Source organism: Mesorhizobium sp. WSM4310 (assembly GCF_007003935.1).
Lineage (GTDB): Bacteria > Pseudomonadota > Alphaproteobacteria > Rhizobiales > Rhizobiaceae > Mesorhizobium.
In genome coordinates this window covers 74,088-89,116 of record NZ_VFTA01000027.1, presented here as the reverse complement: position 1 = coordinate 89,116, position 15,029 = coordinate 74,088, and the positions used below count along the sequence as shown (strand labels likewise).

The window sequence follows — 15,029 nt, the reverse complement described above, 5'->3', positions numbered from 1 at the left end:
ACAGTTCGAAGACCAACACGCCCGGAAGATGGTCAAAACTGCCGCTTGATCCTGTCCGCTCCGAGGGGCGCACTCCATTTCTCGGGAAACTGGCTGTTAAACTCTGACCCCTGCGGGCACCGGCCCCCAGGCGTTCTTGCCCGCCTGGGATGGCACAAGCCCGAAGACCAGCAAGGCTATGCCACCGATGGCTGGGATGAAGCAGAGCAAGACAAACCAGCCGCTCCGGCCGAAGTCGTGAAGACGTCGCACGGCAAGCGCGATCCAGGGCAGGTTGACGGCCAACGCGAAAATAAAGAAGGGCAGGAATCCGATCGCGTTCCTGCTCGAACCGTCGCGGAAACCGTTGATGGCAAGATCCACGAGTATCCCGAAACCCAGCAGGGCAAACACCAGGACGGTCGAGCACAGCCAGAAGGCCCAATATTCCTTGCGACGGGCGCGTCCGTTGAAATTGAAAAAATCCACACAGACCGTGCACAGGAAGCATGCCCACAGTCCTGTGGAACGAGTGGGCCGGGTTTCAGGGGCAAGACCAGGCTGGCCAGGGGTCGCCGAGGGTGCGGGCGAACTCACGGCGACGATGTTGCGCGCTGTTCCGTCGTCCGGCTGGAATTCGACAAGACTGCCTCTGACGAGGGCTATCTCCCGGCTCAGATCCGTCCGTGTGAAAAAATAGCGCTTGCCGTCAGCGCCGTCGATGTAACCGTAGTCTTGATCCGCGTCGTAGTGAAACACCGTACCGCGCATTGCTTTCCCCCTGCATCGCCTCGCCAGCATGCTACCCAGGGTTGTTCACAAGTGCAATATGCACGCCACGCTAAACTCTGATCCCCGCCGGCACTGGCCCCCACTGGTTTTCGCGCCCCTGTGTCGGGATCAATGCGAAGACGAGAATGATCAGGCTGCCGAAGGTCGGGATCAGGATGAGCAGGCAGAGCCAGCCGGTCAGGCCGAGGTCGTGCAGGCGGCGCACGATCATGCCGAGGCTGGGCAGGAATGTGGCCAGCAGGAACATGCCGAAAAGCCCCACTGTCATCGCCGGCAGCTCGGCGTTGTCGAAATTGCCTATCTCGGCATCGGTGAAAACGCCGATGCCGACGACCACCAGCAACGCGATCGTCCAGAACAGGCAATAGCCCCAATATTCCTTGCGCCGGGCGCGGCCGGCGAAATTGAAGTAGTTCCGGGTCACACCGCTCCAGAAATAGGACCAGAGATCGGTGGGCTCTGCCGGCTCGGCCGTTCGGCCGAAATGCTGCGCCGGCGCTGCGACGGCCGCGGGTATGGGATTGGCCTGAGCCGGTGCGGGGTTTATGCCGGCGGCCGGGTTTGCGGCCTGGGTGGCGATCGAGAAGACGTCACGCGCCTGGCCGCCGCCCGGCTGGAACTCGACCGCCGTGCCCTTGGGCATCGCGGTTTGCCGGCGAAGGTTCTCGCGGGTGAATGTGTAGCGGTTGCCGTCGGCTCCGGTGATGAAGCCGAAACCCTGGTCCTCGTCATAGTGAAGCACTTCGCCACGCATCACCCACCCCCCTTGTCGCCGCGTCCCCGCCAAGATGTGGCACGGGGCCGAGCCCACGGGCAAGACCGTGCGGCATGGCTACCATATTAGCGGCAAATCGAGCATAAGGCTTGACGTGCAGCCGTCTTCACCGAAGCAGACCATGACAGTCGAGCATTCCGATGCCAGCGCCGGGACCGAGGAAGGGCAGGCCGCAAGGCCGGCGAGGCTTGCCCCTGCACTGGCCATCGATGCGACCGGCCTGATGTTCTGGCCGCCCGGCAAGGGCCTGGCGGGCATTCCACGGGTGGAGAGCTTTCTCGTCAATGCGGCATTGGCGGATCCCGACCCCGACGTGGAGGTGGTGGCGTTCAGGCCAGGCGAAGGCCGGTTCCGGCCGCTTGCGCCTTTCGAACAGGACCACGTCGCGGCCGGCGAGATTTCACCGCATCGTGTCAAGCGGTGGCCGGGGAGACGCGCGGCGCTGTCGCGGGCTTTCGAGGCGGTGCGGCAACAGCCCTGGGACAAGCGTGACGCGGACCGCCATCTGGCCAGGACGGTGACCAATGGCGGCATGGGGATCGCCTGGCAGGCGACGCGGCTGTTGATCCGCGCCTATCGCGTGTACCAGCGGGCGCGGATCCGCCTTGGCTTGCGAGAGGCCCCGGCCCGGCCGGCCGAGACGGAGCCCGCCCTTGTGCTGATCAGCCATCACATCCTGACCCAGGAAGACCGGTTCGCCGCTTCGGGCGGCGCTGGCAAGGTTGCCTTCCTGTGTCACGACATCATCCCGGCATTGCGCCCCGACCTGATCGGCTTGAGCGCCGGCGAGCGCCGTTTCGGCCCCGATCTCGAGCAGCTCGTGCGCGCCGGTGCGCCGGCATTCTGCGCCTCCGACGAGGTCGGCGCGACGCTGACCGAATATATGCGCAAGGCCGGCATCGGCGCGCCGGAGGTGTACCGGTTTCCGATGCCTTCCATCCTGCACGAGACGGCATCGCGCATCGGCGCGACCTCGCGCATCGAGGCCGGCGAGCCGTTCGTGTTCTATTGCTCGACCATCGAAGTGCGCAAGAACCACATATTGCTGGCGCGGATCTGGCAGCAGGCGCGGGAAGATGGCGTCAAGCTGCCAAGGCTTGTCTGCGCCGGGCGCTGGGGCTGGATGATCGAACCGCTACGTGCTTTTCTCAAGGTGTATCCCGAACTGCTCCAGTCGGTCACCTTCACCGGACTGGTCAGCGACGAGCAGCTCATCGGCTATTATCGCAGCGCCACGTTCGGCGTTTTTCCCTCGCATATAGAGGGCTGGGGCTACGGCGCCTCGGAATGTCTCGATTTCGGCGTTCCGGTCATCGTGTCGACGGCGCCGTCGCTGATCGAAGCGAGCGGCGGGCTGATGCCGGCGATCGATTCCGAAGACCAGGCCGGCTGGTACGCCGCCATCCGCAGGATGGCTGAGGATCATGCCTGGCGTTCCTCATTGGCGGAGCGCATCGCCCAAAACCATCGGCCGACGCCGGCGGCCGCCAGCTGGTCGGCCATCAAGGCCGGCCTGAAAGAGAGCGCGTCCCGGCGTTCGTAGGGTTACGAAGGCCGCTTCTTCGGCTTCTTGTGCTTCGGCGGGCCGGCATTGTCGAACTTCGGCTTGCCCGGCTTTTTCGCCCACGGCTTTGCCTCATGCGCGGCTGCCGGGCGCTGGTCGACCGAGGCCGGTGCGCGCTTCTCGAATTTGCGCTTCGGCGCGTTCGGGTCGAATGGCGCCTTGCCGCGATGCGGCTTCTTGTCGGGGCTGGGCGGCTGATAGCCGGCCCGCGACAGGTCCGGCGTGCCGTCGAGCCGCTTGACCACGATATTGCCCTGCAGTTTGCGGTCGGGCCCGATGGCGGCGAGAAAACGGTCGGCCCAGTCCGCGGCGATCTGCACGAAGGTTTCTTCCGGCTGCATCTTGATGGCGCCGATCTCGCGCTTCGAGATGCTGCCGGTGCGGCACAGCATCGGGATCAGCCAGCGCGGCTCGGCATTCTGCCTCCGTCCGACCGACAGCGAGAACCAGACGCTGGCGCCGAAATCGTCACGGCGGCTCGGCGCCTCGTCGCGCTGGGCGAAATTTTCGCCGCCCGGTCTTTCGCGCGCCAGTCTTTCACGCGAAGGGGTGAACGGCGCGACGTCCATGAGATCCTCGGGCGCCGAGCGGCTGGCGCGGCACTGGCGCACGAAGGCGGCCGCCACCTGTTCGGGGCCATGCTTGGCGAGAAGCGCGTCGATGAAAGCGCGCTCATCGTCCCTCACCGGCTCGTCGAAGGCCGGATCGGCGAGGATGCGCTCGTCGTCGCGGCGCATCACATCGTCGGCGGAGGGCGGGCTCGCCCAGGTCGCCTTGAGGCCGGCGTTCTGCAACAGCCGCTCGGTGCGCCTGCGGGCGCTGCCCGGCACGATCAGTGCGCTGACGCCCTTGCGCCCGGCGCGGCCGGTGCGGCCGCTGCGGTGCAGCAGCGTTTCGGGATTGGTCGGCAGGTCGGCGTGGATGACCAGTTCGAGGTTGGGCAAGTCGATGCCGCGCGCCGCGACGTCGGTGGCGATGCAGACTTTTGCGCGGCCGTCGCGCATCGCCTGCAGCGCGTGGCTGCGCTCGTTCTGGCTGAGCTCGCCCGAAAGGGCGACGACGGAAAAATTGCGGTTGTTGAAACGTGCGGTCAGGTGATTGACGGCGGCGCGCGTGTTGCAGAACACCAGCGCGTTCTTGGCCTCGTAGAAACGCAGCACGTTGATGATGGCGTTCTCGCGGTCGGCCTGGGCGACGTTGAGCGCCCGGTATTCGATGTCGAGATGCTGCTTTTCCTCGCCGGCAGCGGAGATGCGCACGGCATCGCGCTGATAGCCTTGCGCCAGCGTGGCGATGGAGCGTGGCACGGTGGCCGAGAACATCAGCGTTCGGCGTTCGGCCGGCGCGGCATCGAGGATGAATTCGAGGTCCTCGCGAAAACCGAGATCGAGCATCTCGTCGGCCTCGTCGAGCACCACCGCCTTCAGCGCCGACATGTCGAGCGAGTTGCGCGTGATGTGGTCGCGCAGGCGGCCGGGCGTGCCGACGACGATATGGGCGCCACGCTCCAGCGCGCGCCGCTCGGTACGCATGTCCATGCCACCGACGCAGGACGCCACCGTGGCGCCGGTCGGCTCGTAAAGCCATTCGAGTTCACGCGTCACCTGCAGCGCAAGCTCGCGCGTCGGCGCCACCGCCAAGGCCAGCGGCGCCGTGGCCGGGCCAAAACGCTCGGCGCCGTCGAGAAGCGTCGGCGCCATGGCAAGGCCGAAGGCCACGGTCTTGCCGGAGCCGGTCTGCGCCGACACCAGCGCATCGGCCTGGCCGAGTTCCAGCACCGCCTTCTGCACCGGCGTCAGTTCGGAATAGCCGCGTTTTTCCAGCGCCTGTGCCAGCGCCGGGACGATACCTTCAAAGTTGGACATCTCGCTCTTTCGGAATTCAGGGTTCTGCGCTCATCATGGAGCACATCGGGGCCGGCGCCGCGCCAGCCCAACAATCTTGGCCGTTCGTACTTCCTGCCGCCGCTCTTGTACAGGGCGCGCCATGAAGGCCATGCGCCGCGCCGCGCATTGACTCCTGCCGCAAACCGCGTAAAAGCCCGCTTCGAACGGGATCGTTTTTCGATGCGCGGCCTTTTGATGGCTCTTCTTGCATTCGATGCCCCCAGCCGCAATGCGAACCATTGGGCCGGGCGCGTCGGCGCGTCCCCTCGTTCCAGCAAAACCACGGCCAAGAAAACCACCACCAAAACGTTGTGATTCCCTTGGCCTAACCACCCTCTCCCGGGTCCGGCCCGGGGGACGGAACCCGCATTGGCCGGCGGGTTTTCTCCAAAAACCAAGCGGAGAGGGACAGGAGATCTTTATGAGTTTCAAGGTTGCAGTCGTCGGCGCCACGGGCAATGTGGGCCGGGAAATGCTCAACATACTGGAAGAGCGCGGCTTTCCGGTAAGCGAAGTGGTGGCGCTGGCGTCGCGGCGCAGCCAGGGCACGGAAGTGTCGTTCGGCGACCGCACGCTGAAGGTCAAGGCGCTCGACCAGTATGATTTTTCCGACACCGACATCTGCGTCATGTCGGCCGGCGGCAATGTCTCCAAGGAATGGTCGCCGAAGATCGGCAAGCAGGGCTGCGTCGTCATCGATAATTCGTCGGCCTTCCGCTACGACCAGGGCGTGCCGCTGATCGTGCCGGAAGTGAACCCGGACGCGATCTCGCTGTTCACGCGCAAGAACATCATCGCCAACCCGAACTGCTCGACCGCGCAGCTGGTCGTGGCACTGAAGCCGCTGCATGATTTCGCCACCATCAAGCGCGTCGTCGTCGCCACCTACCAGTCGGTGTCGGGCGCCGGCAAGGAAGGCATGGACGAGCTTTTCACCCAGACCCGTGCGGTGTTCGTCGCCGACCAGGTCGACGTCAAGAAGTTCACCAAGCGCATCGCCTTCAACGTCATTCCGCATATCGACGTCTTCCTCGACGACGGCTTCACCAAGGAAGAGTGGAAGATGGTCGCCGAGACCAAGAAGATGCTCGACCCCAAGATCAAGCTGACGGCGACCTGCGTGCGCGTGCCGGTGTTCATCGGCCATTCGGAAGCGGTCAACATCGAGTTCGAGAAGCCGATCACCGCCGACGAGGCACGCGACATCCTGCGCGACGCGCCGGGCTGCCAGGTCTTGGACAAGCGCGAGGACGGCGGCTACATCACGCCGCTGGAATCGGCCGGCGAGGACGCCACCTTCATCTCGCGCATCCGCGAGGATTCCACCGTCGACAACGGCCTGTCGATGTGGGTCGTCTCCGACAATCTGCGCAAGGGCGCGGCGCTCAACGCGGTGCAGATCGCCGAGCTCCTCGTCGAACGCGGCCTGATCCAGCCGAAGAAGAAGGCGGCCTGACGGCGGTTCTTTTCTCGCTCACGGGCCGTATCGCCGCTGCCGCGGCTGGCCCTGCGCGGGCGCGCCGGACGACCGGCGGCCCGCGGTCGCGGGCTTAGGGCACCTTTTCCTTCTCCCACACGGGGAGAAGGGAAAGCCCGCACCTGCCCCTCGGATTGAGCTTACTCTATGAACGGTGCTCGGCCTGTCACGCTGCGCCCGGCCACCGGCTCAGATGCCGCTGCCATTGCCCGGCTTATGCGAGCGTCGCTCAACGCTTTCGACTGGATGCCGGTCATCCATACGCCGGCCGAGGACCTCGCCTTCCTCCGCGACATCGTGCTGCCACGGCAGCAGGTGACGGTCGCCGAAGCCGGCAGCGAGATTGCCGGCTTCATTGCCGTCAACGGCGATTGGGTGGAGCAGCTCTACCTCGACCCGGCCTGGACGGGACAAGGCATAGGCAGCCGGCTGCTGATCGACGCGACCGCTGCTTTGCCGGTTACGAAACTCCATTGCTTCCAGGCCAACACCGGCGCCCGGCGCTTCTATGAGCGCCATGGGTTCCGCGCGGAAGCGTTGGGCGACGGCACCACCAACGAAGAAGGCCTGCCGGATATTCTGTATGTACGCGGGCGTTGATTTCAGCCGGCACTGTCCTTGGCCAGCTCATGAAGCAGCCCCAGCGCCTCCTCCGCCCGCTCCGCCGGCACGAACAGGTGATCATGGTAGAACGCCGAGACCGGATTGACGCCCATGCCGGCGGCGGCGAGCCGTGTGGTGATGGCGGCGAGGAAGCCGACGGCTTCCAGCGATGAGTGGATGTTCAGCGTGATCATCCGGCAGCGGAACGAAGCGACCAGTCCGGCTGCCTTTGCCGCGTCCTCGGTCATGATCAGCGTCGTGCCCTCTCGCTCGCGAAACAGCATCACCGGGTCGAGGTTCTTCGGCTGGGCAACTCCAGGCGCCAGCGTGGCGAAGACATGGATGCCGTCGAGCAATTCCGGCGTCATCGACGCCAACAATGTCTTCAGATCGGTCTCGCCGGTCATTTCTCTCGCCTGAACTGGGATGGGCAACAGGCTTCTCAATATCCGCAACCGGCACATGCTGATAGTCCGCACCGCGCACGACATGGCGATGTCGCTGGCGGCCGGGCTTGCGGATCTGTCGCATCGCACAATAGAGCAGCTCAGGGCCGACGCCGGCCCGTGAAAGGCCGTCCATGCCGGCGGAAAGTTCTATTTTTCGCAGCAGTACAGAACCGCGATTAGTTGGCGGGACAGAGGATCGCGACGGAAGGCCTTCGTTGCACCGGCGCCAAAAAGAATCCGACCGTGTCGGATCGCCGCCTCATGCCGCGTCCTTGGTTCGACCCCGGCGAAAGGGGTTCGAACCATCAGGGAGGAACACCGATGAGCATTTCCGAAACCGCGCCTGCCTCGTCCGGCGCCTTGTGGACCGGCCGCGTGCTCAGCGGCCTCATCATCCTGTTCATGGTCTTCGACGGCGCCATCAAGCTGCCGCCGCTCGACATCGTCACCCAGACCATGGTGCCGCTCGGCTGGCCGGCCGACGCCAATGTCGCGCGCCTGCTCGGCGTCATCGGCCTGGTCTCGACGGCGCTCTACGCCTGGCCGCGCACTTCGGTGCTCGGCGCCATCCTGCTCACCGCCTATATGGGCGGCGCCATCGCTACAAAGCTGCGCATCGATAGCCCGCTGTTCTCCCACACACTGTTTGGCGTCTATCTCGGCATCATCCTGTGGGGCGGTCTCTATCTGCGCGACCCCAAGGTGCGCGCACTGATCCCGTTCAGCCGATAGTCTCATTGTTCTGACGCAATTCCGGAGGGAAACCGCTTCACACTTTTCCTGAAATTGCTTTGAGGAGAGAAAAATGTTCAGCACCATCCTCATCATCCTGGTCGTCTTCATCGCCGCCGTCCTCATCTACGCCGCGACACGGCCCAATGATTTCGTCACCACCCGCACGGCCACCATCAAGGCTGCGCCGGAGGCGATCTTCCCGCTGATCAACGATCTCAGCCGCTGGCCGACATGGTCGCCCTACGAAAAGCTCGACCCCAACATGAAGCGCACGGTCTCGGGCGCGCAAAGCGGCAAGGGCGCCGTCTATGCCTGGGAAGGCAATGGCAAGGCCGGCAAGGGGCGCATGGAGATCGTCAATTCGGTGCCGTCCTCGCTGATCTCGCTGAAGCTCGATTTCGAGAGGCCGTTCCGGGCCAACAACAGCGTCGATTTTTCGCTTAGGCCATCGGGCGACGCCACAACCGTCACCTGGGCGATGCGCGGCGCAAGACCGTTCATCGCCAAGCTGATGGCCCTATTCATGGACTTCGACAAGCTGATCGGCAAGGATTTCGAGGCCGGCCTGGCCAAACTGAAGCAGACAACGGAGCAACAAAGACTAACAATTTCAAAATCTTGATCGCAAGTGCCGAAACCGTCGTCGACGCTAAGCCGGCCAATCGTCACTCTCCCAGGGATCAAATCAGCCGCACGCGAGTTAACGAAATGGCGGCGAGGACGGCGATCCGCGTGAGAGAGAGGATTTCATAATGAAGAAGGCGATTACCATTCTGGTGCTGACGATGGCGTTGGGCGCGTGTTCGCAGACGGAAAAAGGCGCTGCTGTAGGCGGCCTTGGTGGCGCCGCGGTCGGCGCGGCCGTGGCTGGGGATCCGGTCCAGGGCGCTGTCGTCGGAGGCGCGGTTGGCGCCGTGGCGGGTGCCCTGATCGGCCACGCCAGCGAAAGTGGCCAGTGCCGCTACCGCGACCGCAATGGCCGTGTCTATGTCGACCGCTGCCCAAGCGGCTATTGAGCGGCGGGCAGCACTGAAGACAGCAAAACGGCGGGCGCAGGCTCGCCGTTTTCGTCTGAAAATGCCTACAACAGGTCCCGGATCAATTTCCAGGCGTCGCGGCCGAGACGCGCATCGGCCTGATCATTGCCGCCATGGGCGTGCAATGCGGACCGTGGGGTGGTTTCACCCGGCAAGAGAATGCGGTGGCCGGCATCGGGGTTTGAGACGAGGCGGGTGGCCTTTCCGGCATCTTCTCGACGCCGAACAATCGATCGGGCAAAGTCGAGCGAGGGCCACAGCGCGTCGTCGCTGCCCGCGACCAGCACAAGCTGCGCCGAGATAGCCTCGACGGGAATGGCGGCCTTGTCGGCCTCCTGCTTGAAGCTTGCCAGGCAATGCTCGAATAGCCCCCTGTAGGACACAAGGCCATCGACATGGCTCGCGCGCCAGTTCGGCTCGGTCGGAACGAACGGGAGCGGCACCCCCTTCAGCGTCCATGACGATCGCTCGGGCCAGCTGGTGCCGTCGCGGCCCGGCCCGATATTGCCCCACATCACCGATGTCGGGCTGATCGCGGCCACGGCGTCGATGCGCGGGTCGTGCGCCGCCGCAAGCAAGGCCGCCTCGGCGCCTTTGGACGTGCCGACATAGACGATGCGCCGGCAGCCCAGCCCGACAAAATGGTCGGTCGCGGCGAAAAAAATCTCCAGAGGGATTTCACATATGCCGGGGACCTGGCCTTCGCCGCCGAACCACTGCAGAGCTAGAGCGGATGCGCCCTCGCCGGCAAACAGCCGTGCGCGGGCGACGTCGACACGGCCGCTGGATCCGCTCAGCACCACGACGCCCGTCGTGGCGTCGGCGCATCGCAGCAGCGTTCCGGCAACGCGGCCGGACAGGATTTCTTCCGTGACTGGCCGTTCGCCCATCCGTTCCATCCGATACCGCCATGGCACGGGCGCACAATAGCAAAACGGCGGGCACCGGCCCGCCGTTTTGTCGATGCGATGAAGCGATCTTATTCGGCGGTGGCGGCTTCCGCCTCGGCCGGCGCGGCAGCGGCCGCAACGGCGGCGGCAGCGTCTTCCTGCGCCTTCTTCAGCAAAGCGGCGCGTTCCTGCGCCTTCTTGCCCGGCTCGGCCTTCTTCGGGTTGGAGCGGGCGTCGCGCTTGGCAAGGCCGGCCTCGTCGAGGAAGCGCAGCACGCGGTCGGTCGGCTGGGCGCCGTGCGACAGCCAGTGCTTGACGCGGTCGGCGTCGACCTTGACGCGCTCGCCGTCCTTCGGCAGCAGCGGGTTCCACGAGCCGAGCGACTCGATGAACCGGCCGTCACGCGGCGAACGGGCGTCGGCGACGACGACGTGGTAGTAAGGACGCTTCTTCGAGCCCGCACGGGCCAGTCTGATCTTCAGTGCCATTTCTTATCTCCTAAAAGCTCTGATTTCGTTGATATGGTTCGGCTAAATCTTTGTTTTCAGCCGGTTTTCGTCACGCCGTTGGCAGCGGCGATCTGTTCGTGGTGGCGGATCACTTCGCGGACGACGAAGTTGAGGAATTTCTCCGCGAAATCGGGATCGAGATGCGCGTCGTTGGCCAGCTGGCGCAGACGGGCGATCTGCTGCTGCTCGCGCGCCGGGTCGGCCGGCGGCAGGCCATGCTCGGCCTTCAGCACGCCGACCGCCTTGGTGCAGCGGAAGCGCTCGGCCAGCATGTGGATGAGGGCGGCGTCGATGTTGTCGATCGATGCGCGATAGCCGGCCAGGATGGTGCGGGCGTCGGCCATGTCCTTTTCTTCGTTCATCCGTATTCTCACTTCTTCTTGCCAAGGCCCGGCAGTCCGCCTCCGCCGAGGCCGGGAAGCCCCGGAAGTTTCATGCCGCCGGGCAGGCCTGGCAGGCTGCCGCCAGGAAGTCCGCCGGGCATGCCCTTCATGCCGCCGAGGCCGGCGGCCTGCGCCTGCTTCTGCAGGGCTTCGAGCTGCTTGGGGTCCATCTTGGAGAGATCGGGCATGCCGCCCATGCCGCCGGGCATCATGCCGCCCCCCAAACCACCAAGCCCCATCTTGGAGGCAAGGCCGCCCATCATGCCGCGCATCAGGCCGCCGCCTTTGCCCTTGCCGCCCATCGCCTTCATCATGTCGGCCATGCCGCGATGCATCTTCAACAGCTTGTTGATCTCGGCGGCGTCGGTGCCGGAGCCGGCGGCGATGCGCTTCTTGCGCGAGTGTTTGAGAATATCGGGATTGGCGCGCTCGGCCTTGGTCATCGAGGAGATGATGGCGAGCTGGCGGCCGAACATCCTGTCGTCGAGGCCGGCGGCGGCCATCTGGTCCTTCATCTTGCCCATGCCGGGCATCATGCCCATGATGCCGCCCATGCCACCCATTTTCGACATCTGCTGAAGCTGCTGGGCGAGGTCGTTCAGGTCGAACTTGCCCGACTGCATCTTCTTGGCCATCGCCGCCGCTTGCTCGGCGTCGATGTTCTCGGCGGCCTTCTCGACCAGCGAGACGATATCGCCCATGCCGAGGATGCGGTCGGCGATGCGCTTGGGGTGGAACTCCTCCAGCCCGTCCATCTTTTCGCCGGTGCCGATCAGCTTGATCGGCTTGCCGGTGACGGCGCGCATCGAAAGCGCGGCACCGCCGCGGCCATCGCCGTCCATGCGGGTCAACACCAGGCCGGTGATGCCGACGCGCTCGTCGAAGCTTTTCGCCAGGTTGACGGCGTCCTGGCCGGTCAGCGAATCGGCGACCAGCAGGATCTCGTGCGGGCTCGACACCTTCTTGATGTCGGCCATCTCGACCATCAGCGGCTCGTCGATATGGGTGCGGCCGGCGGTGTCGAGGATGACGACGTCATGGCCACCGAGCTTGGCGGCCTGCACGGCGCGCTTGGCGATGTCGACGGGGTTCTGGCCAGCAATGATCGGCAGCGTCGCGACCTTGGTCTGCTCGCCGAGCTGGCGCAGCTGCTCCTGCGCGGCGGGCCGCCGCGTGTCGAGCGAGGCCATCAGAACCTTCTTGTTCTGGCGCTCGGTCAGCCGCTTGGCGATCTTGGCCGAAGTGGTCGTCTTGCCGGAGCCCTGCAGGCCGACCATCATGATAACGACGGGGGCCGGCGCATTGAGGTCGATGGCGACGCCCTCGGCGCCCAGCATGTCGACCAGCTCGTCATGGACGATCTTGACCACCATCTGGCCGGGCTTGATCGACTTCAGCACCGCGGCGCCGACAGCCTTCTCGCGCACCTTGTCGGTGAAGGAGCGCACCACTTCGAGCGCCACGTCGGCCTCGAGCAGCGCACGGCGCACCTCGCGCAGCGCCGCCGAGACATCAGCCTCGGAAAGCGCGCCGCGGCCGGTCAGGCCGTTCAGGATGGAGCCAAGACGCTCCTGCAGCGATTCAAACATATTGCGTCCTTCGATCTCGGTTCATTCGACCCGAGAGGTAATGCGTTCGCGCCAACTGTCCAAGCAAAAGCAAAGCCCAAAACCAAAAAGCACCCGGGGGCGCATTGCGCTGCCGGGTGTTGGCCTCCAGGATCTCTTTACAGCACCACCTCAAAGAGGCTTCGGCGTCCTGGTCGGCTTGCTCGGAGGGATACTCGTCGCGGAATTCGAGGCGTGTAGACAGGAAATCGGCGGCGGAGTCAAGACAAGGGCCGGGTCGCGCTGTTGCTTGTGTCGCAATCAGGCGGCGCTTTTGGCGGAACCTCGGCGCAGCCCCTCATCTGCCTGCCGGCATCTTCTCCCCGTATAGTGACGGGGAGAAGGATCCCGTCGCAAAGGGTGGCGCTTCCCAATACAGGCACCCTGTTGCCGCGACCGCGACCGCCGTCAACGCACCACGTACATGATGCGCCGCGTCTGCGGGTCGATCAGCGCCGGCTGACCGTTCACATAGACATAGCGGTAGTTGTAGTCCGGAATCTCGCGCAGCTCGACCGTGTCGGGCAGGGTCGCGCCGGTCACCACCTCGCCGTCGAGATAGACGGGGTCGAGGCGATGGGTGTCGACATAGGTGCGGACCTCGGCCGGAGGCGGAGGAAAGGCGTCCTCGTCCGGCTGGCCGGCGACAATCGCCCCGGTATAGTCGGTCGAATAATTGCCGATGTCTTCCGGCGGCGAGACGATTGCCACGCTGGAGCCGTGCGGACGCTGCGTCAGGATCACCCGGCTGCCGCTGAAATCGGCCGTTACATAGTCGGAATAGACCCAGCCCTGGCCGCCGGCTTCGGCGATGGTGCACCATTTGCTGTTTTCGATACAGCCATTGAGCGTCGCGGACTGGCCGGCGGCGAGCACGCCGATGACAGGATATTGCGGACCGGGCCCGGCGCGCACGTTGAGATCGGTGACGGCCGAGACGGCGGTGTCGGCAAAGGCGGCGCCCGACATCACGGTCATCATCCCGGCGATTGCGGGCAACAAGACGGATTTCATGGCTTCACTCCGTTTTCATGGTCCCTCGGCGGTGAAAACGGGGCAGCGGCGCATGCGTTCCGGCTAAAACGCCTGCGCCAACTCACGATTTGTTCCCACGTCTTTCGGCAGGCCGGTCAAAAGCTCGTGAACGAAGGCCAGTTTTCGCGCCGTCACGTCCGAAATGACGAAGGGATAGAGGTCGGGCAGGCCCATGCAGCGGTTGATCGAATTGGAGGCTTCCGACAGCACCAGCCAGCGGGCAAGGATCTTTTCGAAGGGCTCGGGCGCGTTGGCAGGTTCCGAAGGGGCCGCCTGCAGTTCGCCGCCGGTGTCGCCTCGCGGCAAGTCATTGGCTTCCACCGTCTCCAGCCGGCCGAGCGGGAAGTTCAGCGCGTGGACCATCTCCAGCGTGTCGGTGATGTGCAGATGGTGGGCCCAGGTCTCGGCCCAGTCCTCCCAGGGATGCGAGGTGGCGTAGGCCGAGATGTGGTTTTGCTGCCAGTCGGGCGCGGCACCGTTCGCGTAGTAGGTCTTCAGCGCCTGTTCGTAATCGGCGCGATCGTCGCCGAACAAAGTGCGGAAAGCGTCCAGCCTTTGCGGATCGTCACGGATCAGGCGATCCCAGTAATAGTGGCCGAGCTCGTGGCGGAAATGGCCGAGCAGCGTCCGGTAATTCTCACCCATCTCGACGCGACGCTTCTCGCGCTCGGCTGAATCGGCCTCGGCGACGTTGAGCGTTATCAGGCCATTGTCATGGCCGGTCAGGATGCGTTCGCCGCCCGGCCCGCCGCCGATCGGATCGGCGAGGAAGTCGAAGGCGAGGCCCACCTCGTCCGCAGGCGCCTGTTTGGGCGCCACCGGCAGGCCGAAGGCGAGCAGCGAATAGATGGCGCGCTTCTTGGCCGCCTCGACCCGGATCCAGCGTCGGCGGTTGCCGTCGACGGAAAGATCGGGGATCAGCTGGTTCAGCCCGCAGGCGCGGCAAAACCCATGTCCCGGTTCGGCCATCCAGTTGCAGGCGCATTCATCGGCATTGGTGCACTGGAAGATGCCGTCGGCGCCCGACAGGGCGAAGCGGGCATGCTCGGGATCGTAGAGCACGAGGCTGGAGCAATTCAGGCACTGCGCATTCTCGAAGTAGAGACGATGGCCGCAATGCGGGCAGTCGAACAGTTTCATGTCGGCCTCAAAACCTCAGAGCCAGCGGGCGGCAGGTGCCCAACGCCGAGCGCCGGCCGCCGTTCCGCCTATGTCGATGATGTTTCGCCGCATGCGGCCCATGGCACGCAGGGTCCTGGCCGTGGCAAGCCCCGCCGCGCCGTCGCCGATGATCACGCCGCCTATGCC

General features: G+C 65.0%; 17 protein-coding genes. 7 read left to right on the top strand and 10 right to left on the bottom strand.

Annotation, left to right across the window (positions count from 1 at the left end; translation table 11 throughout):
- Positions 1-96: 96 nt before the first annotated feature.
- A complete protein-coding gene (locus tag FJV80_RS25330; protein ID WP_142877763.1) occupies positions 97-750 on the bottom strand; it encodes a DUF805 domain-containing protein in 654 nt (217 codons plus the stop codon).
- Positions 751-820: 70 nt separating this feature from the next.
- The gene (locus tag FJV80_RS25325) at positions 821-1,525 is read right to left on the bottom strand and encodes a DUF805 domain-containing protein (protein WP_142877762.1); all 705 of its coding nucleotides are present in this window, start codon (positions 1,523-1,525) and stop codon (positions 821-823) included.
- Between the two features lie 142 nt (positions 1,526-1,667).
- Between FJV80_RS25325 and FJV80_RS25320 the strand changes: the two genes are divergently transcribed.
- On the top strand, positions 1,668-3,089 hold the full coding sequence (locus FJV80_RS25320; RefSeq protein ID WP_185975265.1) for a glycosyltransferase: 1,422 nt from the start codon (positions 1,668-1,670) through the stop codon (positions 3,087-3,089).
- A 2-nt stretch (positions 3,090-3,091) separates the two neighbouring features.
- Here FJV80_RS25320 and FJV80_RS25315 read toward each other — a convergent pair whose 3' ends face one another.
- Positions 3,092-4,975: a DEAD/DEAH box helicase gene (locus FJV80_RS25315; protein ID WP_142877760.1), complete on the bottom strand. Its 1,884-nt coding sequence runs from the start codon at positions 4,973-4,975 to the stop codon at positions 3,092-3,094.
- A gap of 442 nt (positions 4,976-5,417) precedes the next feature.
- On the opposite strand from FJV80_RS25315, the gene FJV80_RS25305 reads away from it, so the two are divergent.
- Complete coding sequence (locus FJV80_RS25305) at positions 5,418-6,452, top strand: aspartate-semialdehyde dehydrogenase (RefSeq protein ID WP_142877759.1); 1,035 nt, start codon at positions 5,418-5,420, stop codon at positions 6,450-6,452.
- Positions 6,453-6,620: 168 nt separating this feature from the next.
- Positions 6,621-7,073 (top strand): GNAT family N-acetyltransferase, encoded by a 453-nt coding sequence (locus FJV80_RS25300; RefSeq protein WP_142877758.1) that lies wholly within the window; start codon positions 6,621-6,623, stop codon positions 7,071-7,073.
- A gap of 2 nt (positions 7,074-7,075) precedes the next feature.
- Here FJV80_RS25300 and FJV80_RS25295 read toward each other — a convergent pair whose 3' ends face one another.
- Entirely contained in the window at positions 7,076-7,483 is a 408-nt protein-coding gene (locus FJV80_RS25295) for an ACT domain-containing protein (RefSeq protein ID WP_142877757.1), read from the bottom strand.
- Between the two features lie 19 nt (positions 7,484-7,502).
- Here FJV80_RS25295 and FJV80_RS34675 point away from each other — a divergent pair, with 19 nt between their 5' ends.
- The 4 genes from FJV80_RS34675 (at position 7,503) to FJV80_RS25280 (ending at position 9,276) form a co-directional block, all read left to right on the top strand.
- Positions 7,503-7,646, top strand: coding sequence for a hypothetical protein (locus FJV80_RS34675; RefSeq protein ID WP_179296523.1), 144 nt, complete (start codon positions 7,503-7,505; stop codon positions 7,644-7,646).
- Between the two features lie 200 nt (positions 7,647-7,846).
- The gene (locus FJV80_RS25290; protein ID WP_095788968.1) at positions 7,847-8,257 is read left to right on the top strand and encodes a DoxX family protein; all 411 of its coding nucleotides are present in this window, start codon (positions 7,847-7,849) and stop codon (positions 8,255-8,257) included.
- Between the two features lie 73 nt (positions 8,258-8,330).
- Positions 8,331-8,882 (top strand): SRPBCC family protein, encoded by a 552-nt coding sequence (locus tag FJV80_RS25285; protein ID WP_095788967.1) that lies wholly within the window; start codon positions 8,331-8,333, stop codon positions 8,880-8,882.
- A gap of 130 nt (positions 8,883-9,012) precedes the next feature.
- Entirely contained in the window at positions 9,013-9,276 is a 264-nt protein-coding gene (locus tag FJV80_RS25280) for a YMGG-like glycine zipper-containing protein (protein WP_095774843.1), read from the top strand.
- A gap of 65 nt (positions 9,277-9,341) precedes the next feature.
- On the opposite strand, the gene FJV80_RS25275 is transcribed toward FJV80_RS25280, so the two are convergent.
- From FJV80_RS25275 to FJV80_RS25250, 6 genes are all read right to left on the bottom strand, one after another.
- Positions 9,342-10,187, bottom strand: a complete 846-nt coding sequence (locus FJV80_RS25275) for an acyl-CoA thioester hydrolase/BAAT C-terminal domain-containing protein (RefSeq protein ID WP_142877756.1) — start codon at positions 10,185-10,187, stop codon at positions 9,342-9,344.
- An 89-nt stretch (positions 10,188-10,276) separates the two neighbouring features.
- Positions 10,277-10,675: a 30S ribosomal protein S16 gene (rpsP, locus tag FJV80_RS25270; RefSeq protein WP_142877755.1), complete on the bottom strand. Its 399-nt coding sequence runs from the start codon at positions 10,673-10,675 to the stop codon at positions 10,277-10,279.
- A gap of 56 nt (positions 10,676-10,731) precedes the next feature.
- Positions 10,732-11,058: a chorismate mutase gene (locus FJV80_RS25265; protein ID WP_095774841.1), complete on the bottom strand. Its 327-nt coding sequence runs from the start codon at positions 11,056-11,058 to the stop codon at positions 10,732-10,734.
- Positions 11,059-11,066: 8 nt separating this feature from the next.
- Positions 11,067-12,668, bottom strand: coding sequence for a signal recognition particle protein (gene ffh / locus FJV80_RS25260; protein ID WP_142877754.1), 1,602 nt, complete (start codon positions 12,666-12,668; stop codon positions 11,067-11,069).
- A gap of 426 nt (positions 12,669-13,094) precedes the next feature.
- Positions 13,095-13,700, bottom strand: coding sequence for a DUF1236 domain-containing protein (locus FJV80_RS25255; RefSeq protein WP_142877753.1), 606 nt, complete (start codon positions 13,698-13,700; stop codon positions 13,095-13,097).
- Positions 13,701-13,763: 63 nt separating this feature from the next.
- Positions 13,764-14,861, bottom strand: a complete 1,098-nt coding sequence (locus FJV80_RS25250) for a putative zinc-binding metallopeptidase (protein WP_142877752.1) — start codon at positions 14,859-14,861, stop codon at positions 13,764-13,766.
- Positions 14,862-15,029 lie beyond the last annotated feature (168 nt).